This is a genomic window from Pedobacter namyangjuensis (assembly GCF_003313325.1).
Taxonomy (GTDB): Bacteria; Bacteroidota; Bacteroidia; order Sphingobacteriales; family Sphingobacteriaceae; genus Pedobacter; species Pedobacter namyangjuensis.
The window spans coordinates 50,063-72,492 of record NZ_QMHQ01000001.1; the positions used below are offsets into that span (position 1 = coordinate 50,063).

A 22,430-nucleotide genomic window follows, 5' to 3' on the forward strand; every position below is an offset into this window, starting at 1 on the left:
TTGCTTAATATTGTAAAACAGAATCAGTTTTTCTGAAAAAACACACACAGATGAGAAAAATAACTTTAGTGGCTACAGCATTTGCTGTGCTTTGCCTAAGCAGTTGCGATGTACAAAGCCAAAATAAAATTGGCAATATTCTAAAACAAATACCTACAAGCGGTGGTACGCCAACTACTTTAGAAATTGGACAAGGGATTAAACAAGCCTTGGAACTTGGAACGTCTGCAGGCGCCGACAAACTTTCTGCAAAAGATGGTTTTCTAGGAAACTTAGCCGTTAAAATCTTATTTCCGCCAGAGGCACAAAAAGTAGAAAAAACACTACGAAGTGTGGGTTTAAATTCGCTAGCCGACAATGTTATTTTAAGTATTAACCGTGCGGCAGAAGATGCTGCCAAAGAAGCAAAGCCAATTTTTATATCGGCTATTAAGCAAATGACCATTACTGATGCAACTAACATCCTTTTAGGAAACAAAGATGCTGCTACCAATTATTTTAAACGTGTAACTACAGCACAGCTGATGGAAAAGTTCTCTCCAGTTATTACCAATAGTTTAAGTAAAGTTGGTGCTACAAAATACTGGACTGATGCTGCAACCGCTTATAACAAAATCCCATTGGTTAAGCCGGTTAACACCAACCTATCAAACTACGTTGCAGAAAAAGCAATTGATGGCATGTTTATACAAGTTGCCCAAGAAGAGCTGAAAATTAGAGATAACATTGGCGCCCGTTCTACTGGCTTACTGCAAAAGGTTTTTGGCTATGCTGATACGAAGAAATAAGATTAAAAATTAATTTTAAAAAGAGCGCAAATACAAAATTTGCGCTCTTTTTTCTTCTAACTTTTTTTAGTTGCACTACAGTTGTTAACTAAACCTTATTGAAGTGGAAATCCTTTTCCCAAAGTCCCCGTTAGGGGATTTAGGGGTAAAAGATTGGAACAAAAAGCAGGACCAGCCTGGTCAAAAGAGCATCAAAACTGCTTTTCAAATTCTCCTAAAAGCGCTCAATTTGCTTTTCGCCTTTATTTAAGGTAATTTACACCCATATTTTACAACACAATACATTGGATTTCAAAGAATTTAATTTTAACCCTGAGCTTTTAGAGGGTTTACTGGCAATGGGTTTTAAAAACGCCACGCCTATACAAGAACAAGCCATTCCGATTATAACAGAAGGAAAGGATCTTATTGCCTGCGCACAAACAGGAACCGGAAAAACTGGTGCTTTTTTATTGCCAATAATGAATTTGCTTACCGCCGACCACGATAGACATAACAGTACCTTAATACTTACACCTACCAGAGAACTCGCACAGCAGATTGATTTGCAGGTGGAGGCTTTGTCTTACTTTACTAACATTAGTTCGTTAACTGTTTTTGGCGGCGGCGATGGCATTGCTTACGAACAACAAAAACGCTCGATGCGTGAAGGTGTGGATATTATCATCGCTACTCCGGGAAGGCTAATTGCGCATTTGTCTAGCGGTGTTTTAAAAATGGATAAATTAAAACATTTGGTACTAGATGAAGCCGACAGAATGCTGGACATGGGCTTTTACGAAGACATTATGAAAATTGTGGGCTACTTACCGAAAAACCGTCAAACGGTAATGTTTTCGGCCACAATGCCACCAAAAATTAGAACATTAGCCGCTAAACTTTTAAACGAACCGGAATCTATCAGTTTAGCTATTTCTAAACCGGCAGAGGGAATTAACCAACAGGTTTATCTGGTTTTCGACGATCAGAAAGTACCGTTGTTAACTGAAATTCTTAAGTCTACGACTTATAAACGTATCATCGTTTTTGCCGGCAGAAAAGAGAAGGTTAAAGAGTTGGGTAAGGTGTTTAAAAAGCTTGGGTTAAAAGTTGCAGCCTTTCATAGCGATTTAGAGCAAAAGGAACGCGAAGCAATTATGCTTGATTTTAAAAACAGCAAATTGGATGTTTTAATCGGCACTGATGTTTTAAGCAGAGGTATTGATGTTACCGGAATTGATTTGGTAATTAATTATGATGCACCACAAGATCCGGAAGATTATATTCACAGAATTGGTAGAACAGCAAGAGCGGCTACAACCGGAACGGCAATAACTTTGGTTAACAATAAGGACAAACGTAAATTGGCAAACATAGAGAAACTGATTGAGCGCCAAATTGAACGCATGCCTTTGCCTGAAAATATTGGCGAAGCACCGAAAGACGAACCTGCTAATGACAAACCTGCTTACACTAAAAAGAAGAAGTTCTTTAAGAAAAAGCCGAAGGTGAGTAGTTAAGTTGTAAGTTTTTAGGTTATAAGTTTTAAGTTTGACATAGAACTGAACCTTGAGAAATGAAGACAGAGTTTTCTTTATTTCTTAAGGTTTTTTTATTCTTTTCGACCCTGATCGAAGTACTTTGTTCTAAATACTAACTACAATTCCCTATCTTAGCTTAATGCAAAACCTACCTCCTTTAGCTGAACGTATGCGCCCTAAAAACCTGGACGAATATGTTGGGCAAAAACATTTGGTTGGTACAGATGCTGTTTTACGGAAGGCGATTGAAGGTGGCAGATTACCTTCGATGATTTTCTGGGGGCCTCCTGGTGTTGGCAAAACCACTTTGGCCACTATTATCTCTCAAAACCTAGACAGACCTTTTTTTAATCTCAGCGCTATAAATTCTGGCGTAAAAGATATTCGCGATGTGATTGATAAGGCGGCAGCTTTAAAAGACAGCTTTATGGGTTTGCCTATACTTTTCATCGATGAGATCCATCGCTTCAGCAAATCGCAACAGGATAGTTTGTTGGGTGCTGTAGAACGTGGCTTAGTAACATTAATTGGCGCAACAACAGAAAATCCGAGTTTCGAAGTTATATCAGCTTTGCTTTCTCGCTGCCAAGTTTACATCTTGCAAAACCTATCTGAAGAAGAGTTGGTTTCCTTATTAAAAACAGCCCTTGCAAAAGATGTTGTTTTAAAAGAGAAAGACATTAAAATTGACGAGCACGAGGCACTAATTAGGCTTTCTGGTGGTGATGCTCGAAAACTACTGAATGTTTTAGAGATTGCCATTAACGGAATTGGTGGCGATAAATTGGTTTTAACGAACGAAAATGTTTTGGCTCATGCGCAACAAAACTTAGCGCTGTACGATAAAGCTGGCGAGCAACATTACGATATAATTTCGGCATTTATAAAATCTATTCGAGGTAGCGACCCAAATGCTGCAGTTTATTGGCTAGCCAGAATGATTGAAGGTGGCGAAGACCCGCTGTTTATCGCTCGCAGGTTATTGATTTTAGCTTCTGAAGATATTGGTAATGCCAACCCAAATGCTTTGCTGTTGGCAAATAACTGTTTTACTGCAGTAAATGTAATCGGCTTTCCAGAATCGAGAATCATATTATCGCAATGCGTAACTTACTTGGCATCAAGCGCTAAGAGCAATGCCAGTTACGAAGCTATAAATAAAGCGCAAGCTTTAGTGAAACAAACCGGCAACTTACCAGTCCCACTACATATACGTAATGCGCCAACAAAGTTGATGAAAAACATTGGCTACGGAAAAGACTACAAATATTCTCATGGGTACGAAGGTAATTTTGAAGCACAAGAGTATTTTCCTGATCAGTTAAGCGGTACTAAACTTTACGACCCGGGAAAAAATCCGGCAGAAGAAAAATTAAGAGAAAAACTAAAACATAATTGGAAAAATAAATACAACTATTAATATGCTATCAACCTTTTTAAGCCATCAATGGAAAGATTTTTGGCGTAGCCGAAACAAGGCAGGCAGTATTGTCGCCAACATATTCCTCGGTTTTTTTATGCTCTACTTCTTAGTTTTAGCTATTGGTCTAGGATTTGGAATGAGTTTTATCATCGAGAAGTTTTTACCAGGACAAGATGTTATTCAAGTTTTTAACAGCTATATCCTCTACTATTTTCTTTTCGATTTAGCGATGCGATTGCAGATGCAAGAGTTGCCAACTTTAAGTATTATCCCTTATCTGCATTTAAACATTAAGAAAAATACCATTGTAAATTTCCTTAATGTAAAGTCGATATTTACGTTTTTTAACCTCTTACCGTTATTTATCTTCATTCCTTTTAGTATAGTAAAAATAGGCGCAACCTATGGTGCACTTACCGGGTTAATGTATGTTGTAGCTATTCTGTCGCTTACATTATTTAACAACTATTTAGTGCTTTATCTCAAAAGAAAATCGATAAATAATGTTGCCTATTTTGGTATTATTATAGGTTTTGTTGGAGTTTTTGCACTGTTAGATTATTACCAGATTATCTCTATTAGAAATATATCCGATCAAGTATTTCAGTCGGTAGCAAAATATCCTTTTATAGCTTTAGCTTTTACTTTGGCCGCAGTGCTGATTTTTGTTATTAACTCTAGCTTTTTAAGAGCCAACCTATACACGGAAGAACTTAGCTCGAAAGATGATAAAAAAGTAAGTACCGATTATGCTTTCTTAAACTCGTTTGGCAGGGTGGGAGAATTAGCGGCGCTGGAATTAAAGTTAATCCTTAGACACAAAAGATCTAGAAGTTCTTTAGTGATGGGATTTGTATTTTTAGCCTACGGATTTTTCTTTTACAGAGGGCCATTAATTGACAATGACAGCTTTGGTTCGTTACTATTTGCTGCAGTGTTTATGACGGGCATCTCTATTATTACTTACGGACAGTTTATGTTTGCTTGGCAAAGCAGCCACTTTGACGGTTTGTTATCTAGCAAAATAGATTTTACCAATTTTATAAAAGCTAAGTTTTTATTGTTTACCATTAGCTGTACAATCATTACCATCTTATCTAGCTTTTATGGATTTTTAAGCTACAAGCTATTACTATTGCATCTGGCGGCTTATTTATATAATATCGGCTTTGCCACTGTAATTGTACTTTACTTTGCAACCTTAAACTACAAACGTTTAGACATTACAAAGAGTGCTAGCTTTAACTGGCAAGGGGTTGGTGCCACACAGTGGATTTTGGGCTTCCCATTACTCCTTATTCCTTTTGTAATTTACTTACCATTTAGCTTTGCCGACAAACCTTACTGGGGTTTACTTGCGTTAGGCACATTTGGTTTAATTACCCTTCTAATGCGCAATTTCTGGGTAAAATTAATAGTTAAAAGATTTGAACAACAACGTTATAAAATAGCCGAAGGCTTTAGAGAATAATATTATGCTACAATTTAAAGAATTAAAAAAATCGTACGCGGGCAGAACCGTTGTAAATATTGAAAATTTAACCATTGCAGCGGGTGAAACTATTGGCTTGGTAGGCAATAATGGCGCTGGTAAAACCACCATGTTTAGAATGCTGTTAGATCTTATCAGACCTGATAGTGGCGAAATCTTATCGAAAGAAGCTAATGTTGCAACCAATAGCGATTGGAAAAACTATACTGCTTCTTACCTGGATGAAGGTTTCTTGATAGATTATTTAACGCCCGAAGAATATTTTATTTTTATTGGCGGCTTACATAATTTAAGCGTAGCTGATGTTAACGAATACCTTAAGCAATACGAGGAGTTTTTTAACGGCGAGATTTTAAATCGCGGGAAATACATTAGGGATTTTTCTAAAGGAAACCAGAATAAGGTTGGTATAGCTGCAGCGTTAATGCAAAAGCCAGAGCTTTTAGTGCTCGACGAACCATTTGCCAATTTAGATCCGACTACGCAGATTAGGTTAAAAAGCCATATTAAAGCTTTAAAGTTTACGCACAAGTTAACTACTTTAATATCTAGTCACGATTTAAACCACGTAACAGATGTTTGCGATAGAATTATTCTTTTAGAAAAAGGTATAATTATTAAAGATTTCTACACCGATGAAAACTCGTTGAAAGAACTAGAAGCCTATTTCGCAGAATAGTTTCTTTGTAACAATTGTATAGAATAATGGTCAATTTTATGCCCAACATGTGGTATAATCTTGACCATATTTTGTTTAAACAACTATTTTTGATATTTCCCTAATGACGCTAAAAACCAATATTTCAGCATTTAGCAAAACAATAAAAGCGATTTACGTTCCGATTAACTAATTGGCATTAGCTTTGAATATAGACATCGTGTTAACTAAAAAACTAATAAAATGATGACTTCAAAAATTAAAATAGCAACGTTAAGTATAGCTTTATCTGTAGGCGCAATGACATTTACTGGATGTGATAGCTTAACAAACACCCAAAAAGGTGCTGGTATTGGTGCTGCAGCAGGTGGTTTAATTGGTGGTTTAATTGGTAAAAAAGCTGGTAACACGGCAGTTGGTGCTATTATAGGTGCAGCGGTTGGTGGTACTGCAGGTGGTTTTATCGGTAAACGTATGGATAAACAAGCAGCAGAAATTCAAAATGCTATTCCAAATGCAGAAGTTATCCGTGAAGGCGAAGGTATTATTGTAAAATTTGATAGCGGTATTCTTTTCGACTTTGATAAATTTGGATTGAAGGAAGAAGCAAAAACCAATATTAAAAGTTTAGCTTCATCATTAAATCAATATCCAGGTACCGACATTAAAGTTATCGGACACACTGATAGCCGCGGTACTGAGCAATACAACATGAACTTGTCTGAAAAAAGAGCAGCAGCTGTTAAAGCTTATGCGGTTTCTCAAGGTGTACCTGCAGCTCGTTTAATTACTATTGGTAAAGGTTTCGCTGAACCAATTGGCGATAACGCAACTGACGCTGGTAGAGCTGAAAACAGACGTGTTGAGATTGTAATTGTTGCAAACGATCAATTGAAAAAAGAAGCTGCCACTCAAGGCAAATAATAAAATTTATATCTACCTATATAAATGCAAAAACCCTGTCGTATGTAAATACTTCAGGGTTTTTAGTTTTTAAGTTATTTGGCTTAATTACCAATTTAACCCGCTTAAGAATAAATATCTGCGAAATACTCAATCGCCAATCCCTTTAGCAACAGTTCTTGTTCCATTAATGCGTAAGAAGGTACAGGCTTAACTAATTTCCAGTGTGGCCAACCGTCTTGATCAAGGCCTTCCAATTCATAAAAGCCCATTTCACTTAACAACCTGCAAGTTGCGATGTGCATCAACTCTTCTTTTTGTCTTTTACTATATTTACCAGGTCCTTTGCCCAGTTCTTGTACACCAATCAGAAACAAAATCACTTTTAAATCAGGTGTATCCGAGTCAAATTCCTCAACAATCTTTTCTTGTAAAGCTTTCCACTTGGCATGTATCTCTGCTGGTTTCATATTTAATTATGCTAATTGTTCAACTGTGGCAAATATAGTTTTTATGACAAGCAGATTAGCGCACATGTAAGTCAAATTTTTAGCTTTGCTAGATGAATCATCAAATAAACACTGGCTTATTGGCTTACGGCATGTCTGGCAAAGTTTTTCATGCACCATTTGTAGATGCACATCCTGCATTTAATTTTAAGGCTATTGTAGAAAGGACCAAAAAATTAGCACAATTAGATTATCCAAATATTGTTAGCCATAATAGTGTTGAGGATTTATTAGCTGATGATTCCATCGACTTGGTGATTATCAATACACCAAATTATACACATTACGAATATGCAAAGAAAGCCTTAAATGCCGGAAAACATATTTTGGTAGAAAAACCATTTACGGCAACATCGGCGCAAGCGAAAGAAATTTTCGAACTGGCGAATAGTTTAGGAAAGAAGGCCCTTGTTTACCAAAACAGAAGGTATGATAGTGGTTTTAACGCGGTAAAAAATATAATTGAAAGTGGCAAACTTGGCAAGCTAGTAGAGGTTCATTTTAGATACGATAGATACAGGAATGAAATTGGTGCTAAATTATTCAAGGAAGAACCTTTCGAAGCAAGTGGTTTATCTTACGATTTAGGCCCTCACCTATTAGATCAAGCAATAAGTTTATTCGGCAAGCCAGAAAGATATTTTAAGACGCTTGCAAAACATCGAGACCACACCAAGGTAGATGATTATTTCTCTATTCAATTAGTTTATCCAAACGATTTGAATGTTTACCTTACTGCTAGTATGTTGGTAGCTGATATAAAAGATGCATTTGTACTTAATGGTACAATGGGTTCATTTAGTAAAAATCATGCCGATGTTCAAGAAGAACAACTTCTTAAAGGAATGAAACCCACTGATGAGGGTTATGGTATCGAGAAATCTACCGACGCCGGAACGCTTACCGAGGTAACTGCTGATGGGGGTAGAAAAGCCACTGTTGTCCCATCAAAAAAAGGCGATTACATGGGTATTTTTGAGGCCGTTTATCAAAGTTTAGTAAATAACGTTCCTTATCCGGTTACGGAACAAGACATTTTAACACAGCTAGAAATTTTGGAAAGCTAACCTACTGCAAGCTTCCAAGCAAAGCGATTATAAATTCTGTTGGATTTTCTACATGCGGAATATGACCAATATCATCAAATTCGATAAGTTTGGCGCCATAAATTTTCGCAGCGGTTTGTTTACCTAAAAATTGATATTGTCCATGGATGGCTTGTTGATCTGGGCTTAAAAGTCCTTTACCGACAATTGTCCTATCAGATTTACCAATAAAAAGCACGGTTGGCACTTTAATATTTGGGAATTCGTAAAAAACTGGCTGTTCATAAATCATCGAGAAAGTCATGGCTGCAACTTTAGCCCAACGCGGATAATCGGCACTATGGGTTACGCCCCCTGCAATTCTCACCAACTCATCATATTCAGGTTTCCACACTGTGAAATAAGAAGATTGATAGTACTTTTTAACACTTTCGGCCGTAGATTTTAATTCGGTTTGATACTGTTGCTCTGTACTTACATAAGGCACAAAGCTTTTATAATCTTCTAAACCTATCGGATTTTCAAGTAATAATTTCTCGGTCTGATTTGGATACATCAATGCAAATCGCGTTGCCAACATACCGCCCATAGAATGCCCTAAAACCGAAGCTTTTTGTATGCCTAAAGTGTCTAATAGTTGCTTGTTCCATTTAGCCATCTGATGAAAACTATAGTGGATAAACGCCTTAGATGATTTTCCGAAACCAATTTGATCTGGTACAATTACCCTAAATCCTTTTGCAGTTAACGCTTTTATAACGTCAGTCCAGTAGTAGCCACCAAAGTTTTTTCCATGGAATAAAATAACGGATCTGCCATTGTTAAAAGCAGTTGGCGCTACATCCATATATGCCATTCTTAAATCCTGTCCTTCGGTATTTAAATTAAAATACTTAACAGGATAGGCATATTTTACATTCTCGAGGGTTATAGAAAGTGTGTCTTGTTTCTGCGCAAATGTAGCAAAGCTGATAAACAAAAGGGAAAGCGTTAATAGGAAAGAAGTCTTCGTCATAAAAAAAGGAATTAGTAAACAAGAAACAATGTTAGAACGCAATTGTGCTAAATCTAAGCATAATTTATACTTTTGAGGCACCAAATAAAAATTCATGACTATTTACGAAGTAGGTTCGGGGCAATTAACTGTTAACGTTATAAAAGAAATTATTGCAAAAAACAGTTCTTTAAAACTATCAAACGATGCTGTTGCACGCATTGAAAAATGCAGAAAATATTTAGACGATAAGCTTAGTAATAACGAAGACCCAATTTATGGCATTAATACCGGTTTTGGCTACCTACAGCACGTAAAAGTTGAAAGTGAGAACCTTACCCAACTGCAACATAATTTGCTATTATCCCACGCTTGTGGAACTGGCCAAGAGGTACCCAAAGAGATTGTTAAGTTAATGCTTTTGCTAAAAATCCAATCGTTAAGTTACGGGCACTCTGCAGTTGCGTTAACTACGGTGCAACGTCTAGTAGATTTTTACAATAGCGGTGTGTTACCTGTTATTTTCACGCAAGGTTCTTTAGGTGCTTCTGGAGATTTGGCACCTTTGGCACACCTAGCTTTACCACTTATCGGCGAAGGCGAAGTTTGGTACGAAAATCAGAAAATCAGCGCTAGCGAAATAAATGAAAAGCAAAATTGGGCTCCCCTAACTTTGCAAAGTAAAGAAGGCTTAGCGTTAATAAACGGTACGCAGTTTATGAGTGCTTACGGTGTACACTGTTTATTAAAAGCACAACAGTTTTCGGCTTGGGCAGACGCTACCGCCTCTATTTCAATTGATGCATTTGACTGCAGAATAGATCCATTTTTACCGCAAAGCCATATAATTAGGCCACACAAAGGCCAATTAAATACGGCATCGGCAATAAGTAATTGGTTAACGGGAAGTGAATTAATTAGCAGAAAAGGCAAACAAACACAAGACCCTTATTCTTTCCGTTGTGTGCCACAAGTACATGGTGCAAGTAAGGATAGCATCAACTATATCCAGTCTGTTTTCGAAACAGAAATCAATTCAGTTACCGATAATCCTAACGTTTTTCCTGATGATGATTTGATTATTTCGGCGGGAAATTTCCATGGTCAACCGCTAGCATTAACACTAGATTTTCTTTGTTTGGCTTTGGCCGAATTAGGGTCTATCTCCGAACGCAGAACTTATCAACTAATTTCCGGAACTCGCGGACTTCCACCTTTTTTAGTAAAAAAAGCAGGATTAAATTCTGGTTTGATGATCACCCAATACACCGCAGCCTCTATTGTTAGCGAAAACAAACAACTTTGCTCACCAGCGTCTGTAGATAGTATTGTGAGCAGCAATGGTCAAGAAGATCACGTTAGTATGGGCGCAAACGCAGCTACAAAGTGTTTACGCGTATGCGATAACTTAGAGCGTATTTTAGCGATTGAACTTTTAACCGCTACGCAGGCTTTAGACTTAAGACGCCCTGAGAAATCATCGCCTAAAATAGAAACCTTGTTAAACAGTTACCGCGAAGTAGTTTCATTTAACGAAGCTGACCGAATCTTGGCAACAGATATTAAAGCATCGATTGCGTTTATTAACAGCTACAAATTAGACTAGTTAAAAACTATGCAGAGGATAATAAAAACGAGTAAATAAAATAGCATGACGTTAATATTTTAGTTTATTAGCAAATTTTATATTTCGTCATTACGAACAAAGCGAGCAGTTTTTTTTTGAGATATCTCCTCACTTTGTTCGTTCGATATGACGATTTACTGTACGCTTGGTTTTAAGGATATAAAATAGCTTTCTAAATCACGCATTTTATACTTTTTAGCATAATCTAAAGCGGTTTCATTGTCTTTGTTTACAGCTTTTAGGCTAGCTCCCGCTTTTACTAAAGCCTTGGCCATTTCTAGTTTACCATATTTGGCCGTATACATCAATGGGGTTTTATCTGAACAAACTTTATCCAGCTCTGCTTTATTAGCAATTAAAGCATTGAAAATATTAGTTCTGTCCATTCGTATGGCTAAAGCGAAAAGTGAATAAGAAGATCCTTCGATATCAAAACAATCGTTTATTGTTAACTTCTCGGCTTTTATCTCTTTCAGCAACATTTCATAATCATCGGCTTTAAAGGCATCTTTAAAATTTGCGGTTACTGTCTGAGCAAAGCCCAAATAACTCATAAGTGTTAAGGCAAGGGTTATAATAAGTTTCATAAAATTATTTTTTAAACATTTGGTTTAACAGATGGGCTGGAATTTGCAACTTCGTTGAGTCAGAGAAATCTCCTTTGGCTTGCTTAGTAATTATCTTACCTATTTTAATATCGTTTAAACCTTTAGTTTTAAGATTTAACGCACCAATAGTTAAGCTCTTTGTATTTTCATCCAATCCAGGCTCATTAATAGTTACCGTAGAACTGTCGCTTGTTGTAATGTTCAGACTATTCATATCTAAATCTGCAAGATTAAACCCAGAGTGATTTAGATTTAGTGTCAGGTTTTTTATTGTTGTTTGGTTTGACACTCCATTAGCAGTTGTATCACCATTAGTAACTGTTGTATAGGTAATATCGCTATTGTACAACGAAAAATACTCGCAATCTTTTAAATCAACATTTAAGTCCTCTATTGTCGCAATCAAATTAAAATTAAATAAGTTGTTGCCTTTTAAATTTGTAAATGACGGAGCATAAAGAAAAATAATTATTCTATTTCTAAATTCTTTGGCATTAAAGCCGTCTTTAAAACTAACTTTTAATACACCATTAGTTACATTAAATGTGATTTGGTCTTTCAAATCTTCAGGCACCTTTGCGCCAAAATTGTTATCGTTGTTTAGATGTAACTCTATGCTCGAACCTTTAGCATCACCAAATTCAATCTGCGTAAATGGCGCATTAATTTTTACAGCTATCTTGCCAGAAGATTTACCGGCAAAAGTGTTGTTGTTTTCGTCCGGAGCTTGAAACCTATCAGCGGTATATGTTCCCTTTTTATATTGTGTAGCAGAAACGATAACCATTCCTAAAACCGGAATTAGGATTAGCGCCGTAGCAAAAGCGATTAAAATTTTATTACTTGTCTTCATTTTATTTATGAATTAAAATTTTCTTTAACAAATGAGTTATAACGTGTTTGTAATTCATCAAAACCTATGTTTAATAAATACACGTTTCTAAATACCACCGGAAGTTCTTCTTCCATAAATTGGGTTTTGCGATAGTCTTTTACATTTGCTATCGCTTCGTCGGCCACAAAAAAACCAATCCCTCTTTTATTATTGATGATATTTTTATTCTGCAGTAACTCGTAGGTACGCATTACTGTATTAGGATTTACCTCTAGTTCTACCGCCATTTCTCTAACAGACGGTACTTTTTCGTCGGCTTTCCATTTGCTCAGCAAAATGTGCTCGCAAACGTAGTCGGCTATTTGAAGGTATATTGCTTTATTATCTCTAAATTCCATGTCTATACCAATTTAAATTAAACCTGTTTTTCTTTAAGGCGTATGTAGCCAATCGTCCAAAAAATTAACGTTAGCACTGCAAAAAATGCAAAGATTGCCAATTCTGCTCCAGCATCTGTAGGCTTAAAGTTCTGCCTATCATGCTCAATCATTATCTTTCCTTCAAAAAGTAAACGACCGGTATTGTAAAGAATAAAAGACCAAACACCTGAAAATATGATTACCGAAATCGCTGTCTTTATATAATGGAATCTGTTAAAGTAAAGAGAGCCTAAAAGGAATACGCTGGTTACAAAAAAGGGCACCATAATAAACAGCGACTTGAATTTTTCTGGGAAATTTTTGGTAAAGAAATACATTGCATTATCTACAGTTTCTGTTACTTGCCCTCTGGCATCTGTGTAAGAAGTTACGTTACTAACGGTGGCAAAAGAACTCCTAACCTTACTAACAAAAGCGAGATCGGCCAGGTAAAATACTAGCGTGAAACTTGCCACACTTAATATTGTTGTAAAGAATACACCTGTTAAAAACTTCTCGAAAGTAGAAGCGGGAATCATCAAATCTATTATCGCCTTTGGCTTTTGACCTAGGTGCGCAAAGTAGCTACTGCTAATTACCGTAATAAATAAAAAACCAAATATGATAAATAAAGGCTCTCTAAAACCCAAATCTCTTTGAGAAAAAGATGGTCTTTCAGCGAAAAAAACATCCCATAAAGAGAACGTATAAAAGGTGATGATAACCCCTAAGGCAACCCCAACTGTAATCAGAAAAATTTTGCCAAATTCTAGCCATTGTCTTTTTAGTAAAAGACCAAAACGTTGTATGTTAAATGTATTGTTCATGTCTGTTTAGTTAAAGATTGGTTTAAGTTTGTTTTTCTGTGTAAGCACCGCGTTAAACAACAACTCCAAATCAAGTTTGCTATCTTCATCATGGAAGTTAGGTACTACAGCATTGTAGCCAGACAACGATGGTTCGGCGTAGATAATCGTATCATCAATTTCCTTAACACGTTTAAAGCAAAGCTTATTGGTAATCTCTTCCACAGATGCTTTTAAAGCCACGCTGTTTTCGTCTAGCATTATAACCGTATCTATCAGATTGTCCAAGTCTCTAACCTGGTGCGTAGAAATAATAATGCAACGATCTTCTGTTAATGCCGAAGCCATAATTTTACGGAACTGTGCTTTCGAAGGGATATCAAGTCCATTGGTTGGCTCATCCATAATTACAAATTTTGCTTGTGTAGCTAAGCCAAAGGCGATGATTAATTTCTTTTTCTGCCCGTAAGACATGTCGATTAGTTTTTGCCCTGCCGGGATATCGAACTCTGCCAATAGATTAGCAAAATACGTATGATCGAAATTTGGATAAAAAGCCGCATTTGCTTTTACGTAAGCATCTATTTTAACCGCAGGCAAATAAAATTCTTCTGGTATAAAACAAATTTGACTTAATAAAGCAGGTTGGCGTTTTGCAGGATCGAAACCCAAAACATCCATTTTGCCACTTTGCGCATAAACCAAACCCGCCAAGTTTTTTAACAAGGTTGATTTGCCCGCACCGTTTTTGCCCAATAAGCCATAAATATGGCCGGCGCTTAGTTGCATGCTCAAATCTTTAAAGAGCAATTTCTTTTTATTATACCCGAAATTGAGGTTGTTAATTGTTATCATTCTCTACTGTATTAGTTAAATAATACACTAAAGTATAATGTTATTTTTGTTCCACCAAATTATTTACGAAATATATTTTTTGGGATGAGAAGTGAAAATGAAAAAATGGCTCAGAATACCCTCAGAACCATATCTGGGCATGTTTTTATTTTGAAAAGCTTTTGCAGTAGTTATTTAGGAAAAGGCAGTCTGTTTTCCATTTCAATATTTTTGTTAAAGTTGTAATGGCCACTCACTTTAGTAGACGGAAAACTTATACACTATTTAGGTGTGCATTTAGCAACTGTAAATAGAAGCATTAACCACAGTTCTATAAACGGGATAGCAACGGAAATCCTTTTTGTGGTAGCTGAGCGTATTAAAAGTCCACAAAAAGATTGTAGTGATAGCCCGACCAACATTAATTAGCGCTACTGCAACTGCTTTTCAAAAAATCTGAAGATATGATCCTTAGACTATGCTCAAGGATGACAAAATTTGTTAGGCGATCTGTCATTCAGGCCGAAGCGAAGAATCTATAAAACAACGTTGGCAGATTGCTCCAAAATTGGAATGACAAAACGCATAAAAAATTCGCGGATTCGTAAGTTAATGACCTGCGAATCCGCGACTTTATAAGTAAGTATCATTACGGTACCCAATCAAGTTGGGTATGACGAAAAAATTAAACTTACAAAATTGGCACACTTATACCGAAACTTACATTTCTTCCAGCATTGTAAATGCCAACGGGCTTATACCTGCTTAAGTGGTTATAGTATAATTTATTGGTTAGGTTCTGTCCGGTTACCCAAACATTAATTTTACCTCGTTTAACTTTAAAAGAAGTTCCAACACCTGCGTCAAGCAAAGTGTAACCATCCGTTTGGGTTTCAAACGCGTCAAATCGGTTTTGTTTAAAAACGTTAGTTAAACCAACTTTTATAAAACTATTATCCAACCCTTTTAAGTTTGGTTCGAAACGCAGTTCGTTATTTAAACTTGCCGCCGGGATAAATGGCAAAGCAGAGTTATCTGCACGGTTGGTACCTTTTACATAGGAGAATGTATTTTCGAAATGTAGGGATTTGATTAAATGGAAATCGACAGATGCTTCGCCACCAATTAAATCGGCATCGGTTTGTACAAAACGATAAACTGGCAAAATGGTACTTAAACCATCTTCATCTACAAAGGGCGTGGTTTCGTTGTTAAAATTTCCTGGGTATATGTAATTGTAAATACGATTGCTGTAAGCGTTTAAACCTAAGGTTACCTTTTCGCCCGAGTATTCTAAACCTAAATCAAATTGCAAACTAGTTTCTTGTTTTAAATCGCTATTACCGATCTCGTACCTAAATGTACCTTCGTGCCTTCCGTTTGCACCCAATTCTGCTATGTTTGGCGCTCTAAATCCAGATCCTGCATTACCTCTAAGCACTAAATCTTTGGCTATTTCATAAGCAACGCCAATAGAGCCAGAAATATTAGAAAAGTTATTCTTAAAAGCAGAAAATACTTGTTCGCCATCGGCAGTTAAATCTTTTCCACTAATGGTTTTATAATCATAACGTACACCTGCGTTTATAGCACCTTTTTCAAAATTTCTTTTCAGATAAGCAAATGCGCCAATGTTATTGCTTGTATAATCTGGAATCAGATATTCGTCGCCTTTATTGGCATTGGTTTGGTACATACCTTGTAAACCTAGTGTTGGCTCCCAGTTGCCTGTACTTGGAAAAGAATATTTAACATCATAAGTATAAGATTCTAAATTAAGGTTTAAGCCAGCTTCGTCTTCGCTCTCTTCAAATTCTTTACGAATGTTTTTCTGAAACGCTAGCGTAGACTTTAATTGTCCGCCACCTAAAAGGATATTACTATTTAAAGCAGCACGATAGTGGTTTATATTTTGATAAGGCAAGCCAAGCTTTCTTTTACGAGCATCAGCATTGCTAATCACATCGCCATCTTCGTTTAAATAATTTCCATCCGCATCTGGTCCTTCTTCTACCAAACCAACATTGGTATTAAACCTTGATAAATTTAAATGTGCGTAACCCCAAGTTTTGTTTAAACCGAGCATTCCGTTAACGTTAGTTTCGTTAAAACCTGCATTCGGAACTGTCTTATCCTTGTAGCTAAAACCATAGGCATTTTTGTAGGACACTCTACCGCGGTAAACAAAGCCATTACTGTTGCCCTGCATCATTAGAGACGATGCCGTTAAACCATTATTGGTACTGTAATATGTAGTGAAATTACCATTATGCTCGCCCATTGCCGGCACAAAATCATCTATAACATTAATCACACCGCCCAATGCGTCAGAGCCGTAAAGCAAACTTGCTGGTCCTTTTAAAACTTCAACTCTCGCTGCCGAAAACTGGTCTACTTGTATGCCGTGTTCATCTCCCCATTGTTGGCCTTCTTCCCTTGCGCCATCAACAATTGTTAAAACCCTATTGTAACCTAAACCCCTAATGGTTGGCTTAGAAATAGCTCCGCCAGTAGAAATCTGCGAGATTCCGGGCACTTTAGCTATTGCATCAATTAGGTTTGTACCTCCGCTTTGCGCCAATTTTTCTCTGTTAACCGTTACTACAGCCAAACTATTTGTTTTGTTGTTTGCGCTAAATGGTGTTCCGGTAATTACAACTTCGGCACTTTCAATTACCGAAATTTCTAAAGCAAAATTTAAGGGAGTGTTATTAGCCAAATCTATTTGTTTTGAGGCGGTTTTGTAGCCAGTGTATCTTACCTCTACCAAAAATTTGCCTTTGGCAGGTACGTTTTTTAAAGTAAACTCGCCATTGGCATTACTTGTGGTTACAGCTTTTAAATCTGATATGTAAATTGTTGCGCCAACTAAAGGCTGCTGTGTCTCTGCGTCTGTAATCTTTCCTGTTACCTCTGCGTATTTATTAGCAAAAGCCGGAATTGCTAAAAAGGCGAAAAATATCGCAATTAGCAAATTATGAATAAACTTCATTTCTTAAAATTTTATAATAATAAATAGAAAAGCATCGCCCGAAAGGGCAAAAGCTAAATAATTGACCGCACCAATATGTGCTATGAAAAAATTTAGGAAATTGTAGGCGGTCCTCTGAGTGAGGTTGAAATGAGCGCCGTGTAGCTGTTTTCTACTCGTTCTACAGGAGTACCTAATTTTATACTTTGCATATATACCGTAGGCAATACGCTGGCAACAGTGTAGTCTTTTTCGAAATGCGCTTTACAAATCAGACAAGTTTCTGCCGACGTTTTAATGTGAAAATGGTGTGTACAGTTTTTCTCTACAACTACCTTTAGCTCGTGGTGATGATGAAAAATGCTCCACGGAGTAATTGCAAGCGAAAACACCCATAATAAAACGAGGGTTAGTGTGCGTTCAATATTTTCTCGGCGTTTTTTCAATGTGATGCAAACGTAAACAAATAACAATAATTTTCTACATTTGAGTTGTAACATTGCCTTGATATGACCACAAATATAAACGAGGGTTTAAACCTAAAAATAAAGAATACACCTACCGGAAATACATTAACTTGTAAAGGATGGGTGCAAGAAGCCGCATTACGAATGTTGTTGAATAATTTAGATCCGGATGTTGCAGAGCGACCAGAAGACTTGATTGTTTACGGTGGCAGAGGAAAGGCGGCCCGCAACAAAGAAGCGCTCGAACTTATCATTAAGGCATTACAAAATCTAGAAGAAGATGAAACTTTATTAATCCAATCGGGCAAACCTGTAGGTATTTTACCGACGCATAAAGATGCCCCGAGGGTATTAATATCAAATTCGCAATTGGTACCGAAATGGGCTACACAGCAAAATTTTGATGAACTTGAAGACAAAGGTTTAATGATGTACGGTCAAATGACCGCTGGCTCGTGGATTTACATCGGTTCGCAAGGGATTGTTCAAGGCACTTACGAAACTTATTCGGCGCTTGCCAAAAAACATTTTCAAAGCAATTTAAAAGGAACGTTAAATGTTACCGCAGGTTTAGGCGGAATGGGCGGCGCACAACCCTTGGCCATTACCATGAACCAAGGTGTTTGCCTAGCGGCGGATGTGGAAGAATGGCGTATTAAAAAGCGTTTAGAAACCAGATATATTGATGAGATCTGCTACGATATTGACGAGGCAATTGACCGAGCGTTACGGTACAAGCAAGAGAAAAAAGCACTTTCAATCGGTGTAGTTTGTAATGCGGTTGAGCTTTTACAGCATTTAATTGATCGAAATATTACCCCTGATACTTTAACAGATCAAACTTCGGCACACGATCCACTAATTGGTTATTTTCCAGAGGGATTAACGGTTAATGATGCTAGCGAATTAAGAGAAAAAAATCCTGAGGAATATACCAAACGCTCGTATGCAACGATGGCAAAACACGTAGAGCAAATGCTCGAATTGCAAAAACGCGGTGCCATTACTTTTGATTACGGTAATAACTTACGCGGACGTGCTCTAGAGGTTGGCGTAAAAAACGCATTTGATTTTCCCGGATTTGTGCCAGCTTACATCAGGCCTTTGTTTTGCGAGGGAAAAGGTCCGTTTCGTTGGGCAGCGTTAAGTGGCGATCCGCAAGATATTTACGAAACAGATAAATTGATTTTAGAACTTTTTCCCGAAAACGAAAGTTTACGTCAATGGATTACGATGGCGCAGGAGCGTATTGCATTTCAAGGGTTACCGGCTAGAATTTGTTGGTTAGGCCAGGGAGAAAGAGAAAAAGCAGGTTTAGCTTTTAACAAATTGGTAGCCGACGGAAAAGTTAAAGCCCCGATAGTTATAGGTCGAGATCATTTAGACACCGGTTCGGTAGCTTCTCCAAACCGCGAAACGGAGGCCATGTTAGATGGTTCTGATGCAGTGGCGGACTGGCCAATTTTAAACGCTTTAATAAATACCGCTGGTGGTGCAAGCTGGGTATCATTACATCATGGTGGTGGTGTGGGCATTGGCTATTCTATACACGCAGGAATGGTTATTGTGGCCGACGGAACTGAAGATGCAGCAAAAAGAATTAAGCGTGTTTTACATAACGACCCTGCAATGGGTGTAATTCGCCATGCTGATGCAGGATATGATATTGCAAAAGATACACTCAGAAAACATAGGCTCGGATTGAAGTAACATTTAAACGTTAGCAAAAATTAGAAAATGAAGAGCGCTTAATTTAAATCCACCTAACTTATTATTTAAAATACCCATATTTGTCTATCAATTTTTATAAGATTTAGCTCATGCAACCACATAGTTTCGACGTAGATATCGTTATTCCATCATCAAACCAAAAGGTAAAAATTAATAAGGATGCTATAGTAGTTAACCAAACAACCATTGCTTGCGCAGATGTTACAGCGGTTAGATACGGTGTTTCTTTAATTGGAAAAGTTAAAAAACCAATTAAAAAAAGCTATAGCATTGAAGTAAAAAGCAAAGATGGTAAAACCGTAAGCATCAAATTCGACAGCAAAAAAGTTGGCGAATTGTTAGAGGAAGACCATACCTACTATTACATTATGACGGGCTTGTGGCATTTTGTGAAAAAACAATTGGTTAACTTTTTCATTGAACAGTTAAACGAAAAGCAAACGCTAGAAGTGGGCGCAGCAAAGTTTAATTATGAAGGATTTACCCTGAGTTATAAAACATGGTTTTTAGGCAAAACGAAAACAGCATTGGTGCCTTGGACTGACATTAAATATCATCAGGATAAAGGCTTGTTGCATATTCAAGATCAAAACGACGCCAAAAAGAAAGTGGCCTTAAGTTTCCATTACGATTGGAACGCCGTAGTGCTAAATACGTTAATGCACTTTTTGTGGCAAGAAAAGCGAAAAGAAAAATTGCAAAAAGGCGAAAGAATTGAACCTTAAAAAATGATTAAACAACTTTTATTGGTAGGCATTGGTGGCGGTTTGGGTAGCATATTTCGCTATTTAACATCGCAACTAACGGCAAAATATTATGTCGGCACTTTTCCCTTAGCCACTTTTATTACCAATATATTAGGCTGTTTGATAATTGGCATTTTGATCGGCTATTTTTCGCACAACAATACCGACAGCAACTTAAAACTTCTATTTATTACCGGCTTTTGCGGTGGCTACACCACGTTTTCTACATTTGCCGCAGAGAATATTTCCTTGTTGCAAAACCAAAATTATTTAACGCTTATTGCCTACACTTTGGCAAGTGTATTAGTTGGTTTTTTAGCTGTGGGTTTGGGGTTAATGCTTAGTAAATAAGTTTTTTTCAGAAAAACAATGTTCACGGAGCTTGGCATATTTAGCCCCGCTTTAAAATCGGGTTTATAGTACAAAGGCATTAGTTCGTTTGAGATTTCAGCGCCTGCAAGATGCAAAAAACACTTATCAAAATAAATAAAAACATAAGCAATTGGTGGTTAAACCCAATTGCATAAAAACTTCTAGCATATTGTCAGTCCTTACGATTTAAGATGCAGATACAAGTTAGTACAGCTTCAACTCAACCGAAAATAGTAGCAGCAGCTATTGTAAGCTAAGCCTGATTGAAGCGAGCACGCAGTAAAGCGGAAAGCAGGGCCGAACGTATATTTTACGCAATGACCTCGCCTTTCAAAGCCCTTATCAAAATTGAGGCTAATTAAGGCGTAAATTGCCCCAATATCTGGCGCAATTGCCCATCGGCAGTTTTAGAAATAGTAGTTAAATTAGCTAAAAGCAAAATAACAAACTATGAATGAAAACATTATCTGTTGGTTCGAAATCTATGTAAAAGATATCAACCGAGCTAAAAAATTTTACAGCGAAGTATTGGGCACAAACTTTATCGACAGTCCTGCCCCCGGAGATTCGCCAGATGAGATGAAGATGTCATTCTTTTCTCCGATGGAAAATCAGGGTGTTTCTGGTGCCCTAATTGAAATGCCGGGAACTAAAGAAGGCGATGGCAGTTGTGTAAATACAATGGTTTATTTTCCGTGTAAGGATGCAAATGTTGAGGAAGCTAGGATAAAAGCCGCAGGTGGGATTGTTAGTCGCTCTAAATTCTCTATCGGCGAATTTGGTTTCTGTTCGATTTGTGTAGATACAGAAGGTAATCCTTTCGGATTATTCTCTATGGAATAGTAGCTATAGCGTTTTAGCCACATAGTAACATATAACATAAGCTGTATTTTGTTAAAGGTTAGCTATGTGGTTAGCTTGGATTGTGCCTGTTTTTTATTGCAAATTTCTGATAAATAAAGTGTTAATTTTGAGTGGTTTCGTAAACCAAAACCACTTTTTTAACGTTTTTAAATAAAAAGAAAATGGCAACTGCAATTCAAATCAAAAAAGGTTACGTAGATTATGTGTTAACGCATAACGAACAACCAAAATCGGTTTACAGCTTTGTAAAAAAGCTTAAAATTTCTGAAGCTGATTTTTATGCATTTTATGCTTCTTTTGAAAGTATAGAGAAAAATATTTGGTTTGAGCTTACTGTAGAAACTATTGATGAAATTCAAAAGCAAGAGCTTTGGTTGCAATATTCTGCTAGAGAAAAAATGCTTTCTTTCTTTTATAGCTATGTAGAGTTGCTAAAAAACCACCGCAGCTTTGTAATTTACAGTTTAAAGAAACATGGCAAGCGTTTAGCTACACCAGAAGTTTTAGCTGGTGCAAAGCCCATTTTCGAGAAATTTGCAGAAGAAATTATAAACGAAGGCTTGGAAACAGGCGAACTTGCCGACAGAAAATTCTTTGCCAAACGTTATAAAGATGCCCTTTGGGTTCAGTATGCTTTTATTCTAAATTTTTGGATGGATGACGATAGCGATGGTTTCGAAAAAACCGATGAGGCGATCGAGAGAGGAATTCAAGTTACGTTTGATCTTTTCCAGCGCTCGCCAATTGATAACTTGTTTGAGTACGGAAAATTTCTAACGCAGCACGGCAAGCTAAAAGAAAAGATGGGATTTTAAGC

22 protein-coding genes are annotated in these 22,430 nt (G+C 37.0%); 13 read left to right on the forward strand and 9 right to left on the reverse strand.

Annotated features, from left to right (window positions below; all coding sequences use genetic code 11):
- Positions 1-50 precede the first annotated feature (50 nt).
- The 6 genes from DUT69_RS00280 (at position 51) to DUT69_RS00305 (ending at position 6,805) form a co-directional block, all read left to right on the forward strand.
- On the forward strand, positions 51-788 hold the full coding sequence (locus DUT69_RS00280) for a DUF4197 domain-containing protein (RefSeq protein ID WP_113651142.1): 738 nt from the start codon (positions 51-53) through the stop codon (positions 786-788).
- 284 nt (positions 789-1,072) lie between these two features.
- Entirely contained in the window at positions 1,073-2,287 is a 1,215-nt protein-coding gene (locus tag DUT69_RS00285) for a DEAD/DEAH box helicase (protein WP_205314190.1), read from the forward strand.
- Positions 2,288-2,447: 160 nt separating this feature from the next.
- Positions 2,448-3,728 carry a replication-associated recombination protein A gene (locus DUT69_RS00290; protein ID WP_113651143.1) on the forward strand — a complete coding sequence of 427 codons (1,281 nt, stop codon included), beginning with the start codon at positions 2,448-2,450 and terminating at the stop codon, positions 3,726-3,728.
- Position 3,729: 1 nt separating this feature from the next.
- Positions 3,730-5,202 (forward strand): DUF5687 family protein, encoded by a 1,473-nt coding sequence (locus tag DUT69_RS00295; RefSeq protein ID WP_113651144.1) that lies wholly within the window; start codon positions 3,730-3,732, stop codon positions 5,200-5,202.
- 4 nt (positions 5,203-5,206) lie between these two features.
- Entirely contained in the window at positions 5,207-5,902 is a 696-nt protein-coding gene (locus DUT69_RS00300; protein ID WP_240186614.1) for an ABC transporter ATP-binding protein, read from the forward strand.
- A gap of 222 nt (positions 5,903-6,124) precedes the next feature.
- The gene (locus DUT69_RS00305) at positions 6,125-6,805 is read left to right on the forward strand and encodes an OmpA family protein (protein ID WP_113651146.1); all 681 of its coding nucleotides are present in this window, start codon (positions 6,125-6,127) and stop codon (positions 6,803-6,805) included.
- Between the two features lie 104 nt (positions 6,806-6,909).
- On the opposite strand, the gene DUT69_RS00310 is transcribed toward DUT69_RS00305, so the two are convergent.
- Entirely contained in the window at positions 6,910-7,254 is a 345-nt protein-coding gene (locus DUT69_RS00310; RefSeq protein WP_113651147.1) for a hypothetical protein, read from the reverse strand.
- Positions 7,255-7,346: 92 nt separating this feature from the next.
- On the opposite strand from DUT69_RS00310, the gene DUT69_RS00315 reads away from it, so the two are divergent.
- Positions 7,347-8,360, forward strand: coding sequence for a Gfo/Idh/MocA family oxidoreductase (locus DUT69_RS00315; RefSeq protein WP_113651148.1), 1,014 nt, complete (start codon positions 7,347-7,349; stop codon positions 8,358-8,360).
- A 1-nt stretch (position 8,361) separates the two neighbouring features.
- Here DUT69_RS00315 and DUT69_RS00320 read toward each other — a convergent pair whose 3' ends face one another.
- Positions 8,362-9,354 carry an alpha/beta fold hydrolase gene (locus DUT69_RS00320; RefSeq protein ID WP_113652400.1) on the reverse strand — a complete coding sequence of 331 codons (993 nt, stop codon included), beginning with the start codon at positions 9,352-9,354 and terminating at the stop codon, positions 8,362-8,364.
- Positions 9,355-9,448: 94 nt separating this feature from the next.
- On the opposite strand from DUT69_RS00320, the gene hutH reads away from it, so the two are divergent.
- Entirely contained in the window at positions 9,449-10,939 is a 1,491-nt protein-coding gene (hutH, locus tag DUT69_RS00325) for a histidine ammonia-lyase (RefSeq protein ID WP_113651149.1), read from the forward strand.
- A gap of 155 nt (positions 10,940-11,094) precedes the next feature.
- Here the strand turns inward: hutH and DUT69_RS00330 are convergent, their stop codons facing one another.
- From DUT69_RS00330 to DUT69_RS19120, 7 genes are all read right to left on the reverse strand, one after another.
- Positions 11,095-11,547, reverse strand: a complete 453-nt coding sequence (locus DUT69_RS00330) for an ankyrin repeat domain-containing protein (protein WP_113651150.1) — start codon at positions 11,545-11,547, stop codon at positions 11,095-11,097.
- Positions 11,548-11,551: 4 nt separating this feature from the next.
- The gene (locus DUT69_RS00335) at positions 11,552-12,421 is read right to left on the reverse strand and encodes a head GIN domain-containing protein (RefSeq protein ID WP_113651151.1); all 870 of its coding nucleotides are present in this window, start codon (positions 12,419-12,421) and stop codon (positions 11,552-11,554) included.
- A gap of 5 nt (positions 12,422-12,426) precedes the next feature.
- Positions 12,427-12,801, reverse strand: coding sequence for a GntR family transcriptional regulator (locus DUT69_RS00340; protein ID WP_113651152.1), 375 nt, complete (start codon positions 12,799-12,801; stop codon positions 12,427-12,429).
- A 17-nt stretch (positions 12,802-12,818) separates the two neighbouring features.
- On the reverse strand, positions 12,819-13,649 hold the full coding sequence (locus DUT69_RS00345; RefSeq protein ID WP_113651153.1) for a hypothetical protein: 831 nt from the start codon (positions 13,647-13,649) through the stop codon (positions 12,819-12,821).
- Between the two features lie 6 nt (positions 13,650-13,655).
- On the reverse strand, positions 13,656-14,483 hold the full coding sequence (locus DUT69_RS00350; protein ID WP_113651154.1) for an ABC transporter ATP-binding protein: 828 nt from the start codon (positions 14,481-14,483) through the stop codon (positions 13,656-13,658).
- Positions 14,484-15,153: 670 nt separating this feature from the next.
- Positions 15,154-17,454 (reverse strand): TonB-dependent receptor, encoded by a 2,301-nt coding sequence (locus tag DUT69_RS00355; RefSeq protein ID WP_113651155.1) that lies wholly within the window; start codon positions 17,452-17,454, stop codon positions 15,154-15,156.
- 92 nt (positions 17,455-17,546) lie between these two features.
- Positions 17,547-17,879 (reverse strand): hypothetical protein, encoded by a 333-nt coding sequence (locus tag DUT69_RS19120; protein WP_162796141.1) that lies wholly within the window; start codon positions 17,877-17,879, stop codon positions 17,547-17,549.
- Positions 17,880-17,942: 63 nt separating this feature from the next.
- Here DUT69_RS19120 and hutU point away from each other — a divergent pair, with 63 nt between their 5' ends.
- The 5 genes from hutU to DUT69_RS00380 all read left to right on the forward strand — a co-directional run bounded on the left by hutU (position 17,943) and on the right by DUT69_RS00380 (position 22,428).
- The gene (hutU, locus tag DUT69_RS00360) at positions 17,943-19,610 is read left to right on the forward strand and encodes a urocanate hydratase (protein WP_113651156.1); all 1,668 of its coding nucleotides are present in this window, start codon (positions 17,943-17,945) and stop codon (positions 19,608-19,610) included.
- A 110-nt stretch (positions 19,611-19,720) separates the two neighbouring features.
- Entirely contained in the window at positions 19,721-20,356 is a 636-nt protein-coding gene (locus DUT69_RS00365; protein WP_113651157.1) for a hypothetical protein, read from the forward strand.
- A 3-nt stretch (positions 20,357-20,359) separates the two neighbouring features.
- On the forward strand, positions 20,360-20,728 hold the full coding sequence (crcB, locus tag DUT69_RS00370; RefSeq protein WP_113651158.1) for a fluoride efflux transporter CrcB: 369 nt from the start codon (positions 20,360-20,362) through the stop codon (positions 20,726-20,728).
- Between the two features lie 471 nt (positions 20,729-21,199).
- Positions 21,200-21,592, forward strand: coding sequence for a VOC family protein (locus tag DUT69_RS00375; protein ID WP_113651159.1), 393 nt, complete (start codon positions 21,200-21,202; stop codon positions 21,590-21,592).
- 182 nt (positions 21,593-21,774) lie between these two features.
- Complete coding sequence (locus DUT69_RS00380; protein ID WP_113651160.1) at positions 21,775-22,428, forward strand: TetR family transcriptional regulator C-terminal domain-containing protein; 654 nt, start codon at positions 21,775-21,777, stop codon at positions 22,426-22,428.
- The last annotated feature ends 2 nt before the right edge of the window (positions 22,429-22,430 follow it).

Bases quoted from the DNA above. Each gene is read 5' to 3' on its own strand.
- DUT69_RS00375 (WP_113651159.1), top strand. From the start codon at position 21,200: ATGAATGAAAACATTATCTGTTGGTTCGAAATCTATGTAAAAGATATC.
- DUT69_RS00340 (WP_113651152.1), bottom strand. From the start codon at position 12,801: ATGGAATTTAGAGATAATAAAGCAATATACCTTCAAATAGCCGACTAC.
- DUT69_RS00320 (WP_113652400.1), bottom strand. From the start codon at position 9,354: ATGACGAAGACTTCTTTCCTATTAACGCTTTCCCTTTTGTTTATCAGC.
- DUT69_RS00315 (WP_113651148.1), top strand. From the start codon at position 7,347: ATGAATCATCAAATAAACACTGGCTTATTGGCTTACGGCATGTCTGGC.
- DUT69_RS00305 (WP_113651146.1), top strand. From the start codon at position 6,125: ATGATGACTTCAAAAATTAAAATAGCAACGTTAAGTATAGCTTTATCT.
- DUT69_RS00295 (WP_113651144.1), top strand. From the start codon at position 3,730: ATGCTATCAACCTTTTTAAGCCATCAATGGAAAGATTTTTGGCGTAGC.
- DUT69_RS00330 (WP_113651150.1), bottom strand. From the start codon at position 11,547: ATGAAACTTATTATAACCCTTGCCTTAACACTTATGAGTTATTTGGGC.
- hutU (WP_113651156.1), top strand. From the start codon at position 17,943: ATGACCACAAATATAAACGAGGGTTTAAACCTAAAAATAAAGAATACA.
- DUT69_RS00345 (WP_113651153.1), bottom strand. From the start codon at position 13,649: ATGAACAATACATTTAACATACAACGTTTTGGTCTTTTACTAAAAAGA.
- DUT69_RS00290 (WP_113651143.1), top strand. From the start codon at position 2,448: ATGCAAAACCTACCTCCTTTAGCTGAACGTATGCGCCCTAAAAACCTG.
- DUT69_RS00355 (WP_113651155.1), bottom strand. From the start codon at position 17,454: ATGAAGTTTATTCATAATTTGCTAATTGCGATATTTTTCGCCTTTTTA.
- DUT69_RS00310 (WP_113651147.1), bottom strand. From the start codon at position 7,254: ATGAAACCAGCAGAGATACATGCCAAGTGGAAAGCTTTACAAGAAAAG.
- crcB (WP_113651158.1), top strand. From the start codon at position 20,360: ATGATTAAACAACTTTTATTGGTAGGCATTGGTGGCGGTTTGGGTAGC.
- DUT69_RS00280 (WP_113651142.1), top strand. From the start codon at position 51: ATGAGAAAAATAACTTTAGTGGCTACAGCATTTGCTGTGCTTTGCCTA.
- DUT69_RS00380 (WP_113651160.1), top strand. From the start codon at position 21,775: ATGGCAACTGCAATTCAAATCAAAAAAGGTTACGTAGATTATGTGTTA.
- DUT69_RS00350 (WP_113651154.1), bottom strand. From the start codon at position 14,483: ATGATAACAATTAACAACCTCAATTTCGGGTATAATAAAAAGAAATTG.
- DUT69_RS00335 (WP_113651151.1), bottom strand. From the start codon at position 12,421: ATGAAGACAAGTAATAAAATTTTAATCGCTTTTGCTACGGCGCTAATC.
- DUT69_RS00300 (WP_240186614.1), top strand. From the start codon at position 5,207: ATGCTACAATTTAAAGAATTAAAAAAATCGTACGCGGGCAGAACCGTT.
- hutH (WP_113651149.1), top strand. From the start codon at position 9,449: ATGACTATTTACGAAGTAGGTTCGGGGCAATTAACTGTTAACGTTATA.
- DUT69_RS00365 (WP_113651157.1), top strand. From the start codon at position 19,721: ATGCAACCACATAGTTTCGACGTAGATATCGTTATTCCATCATCAAAC.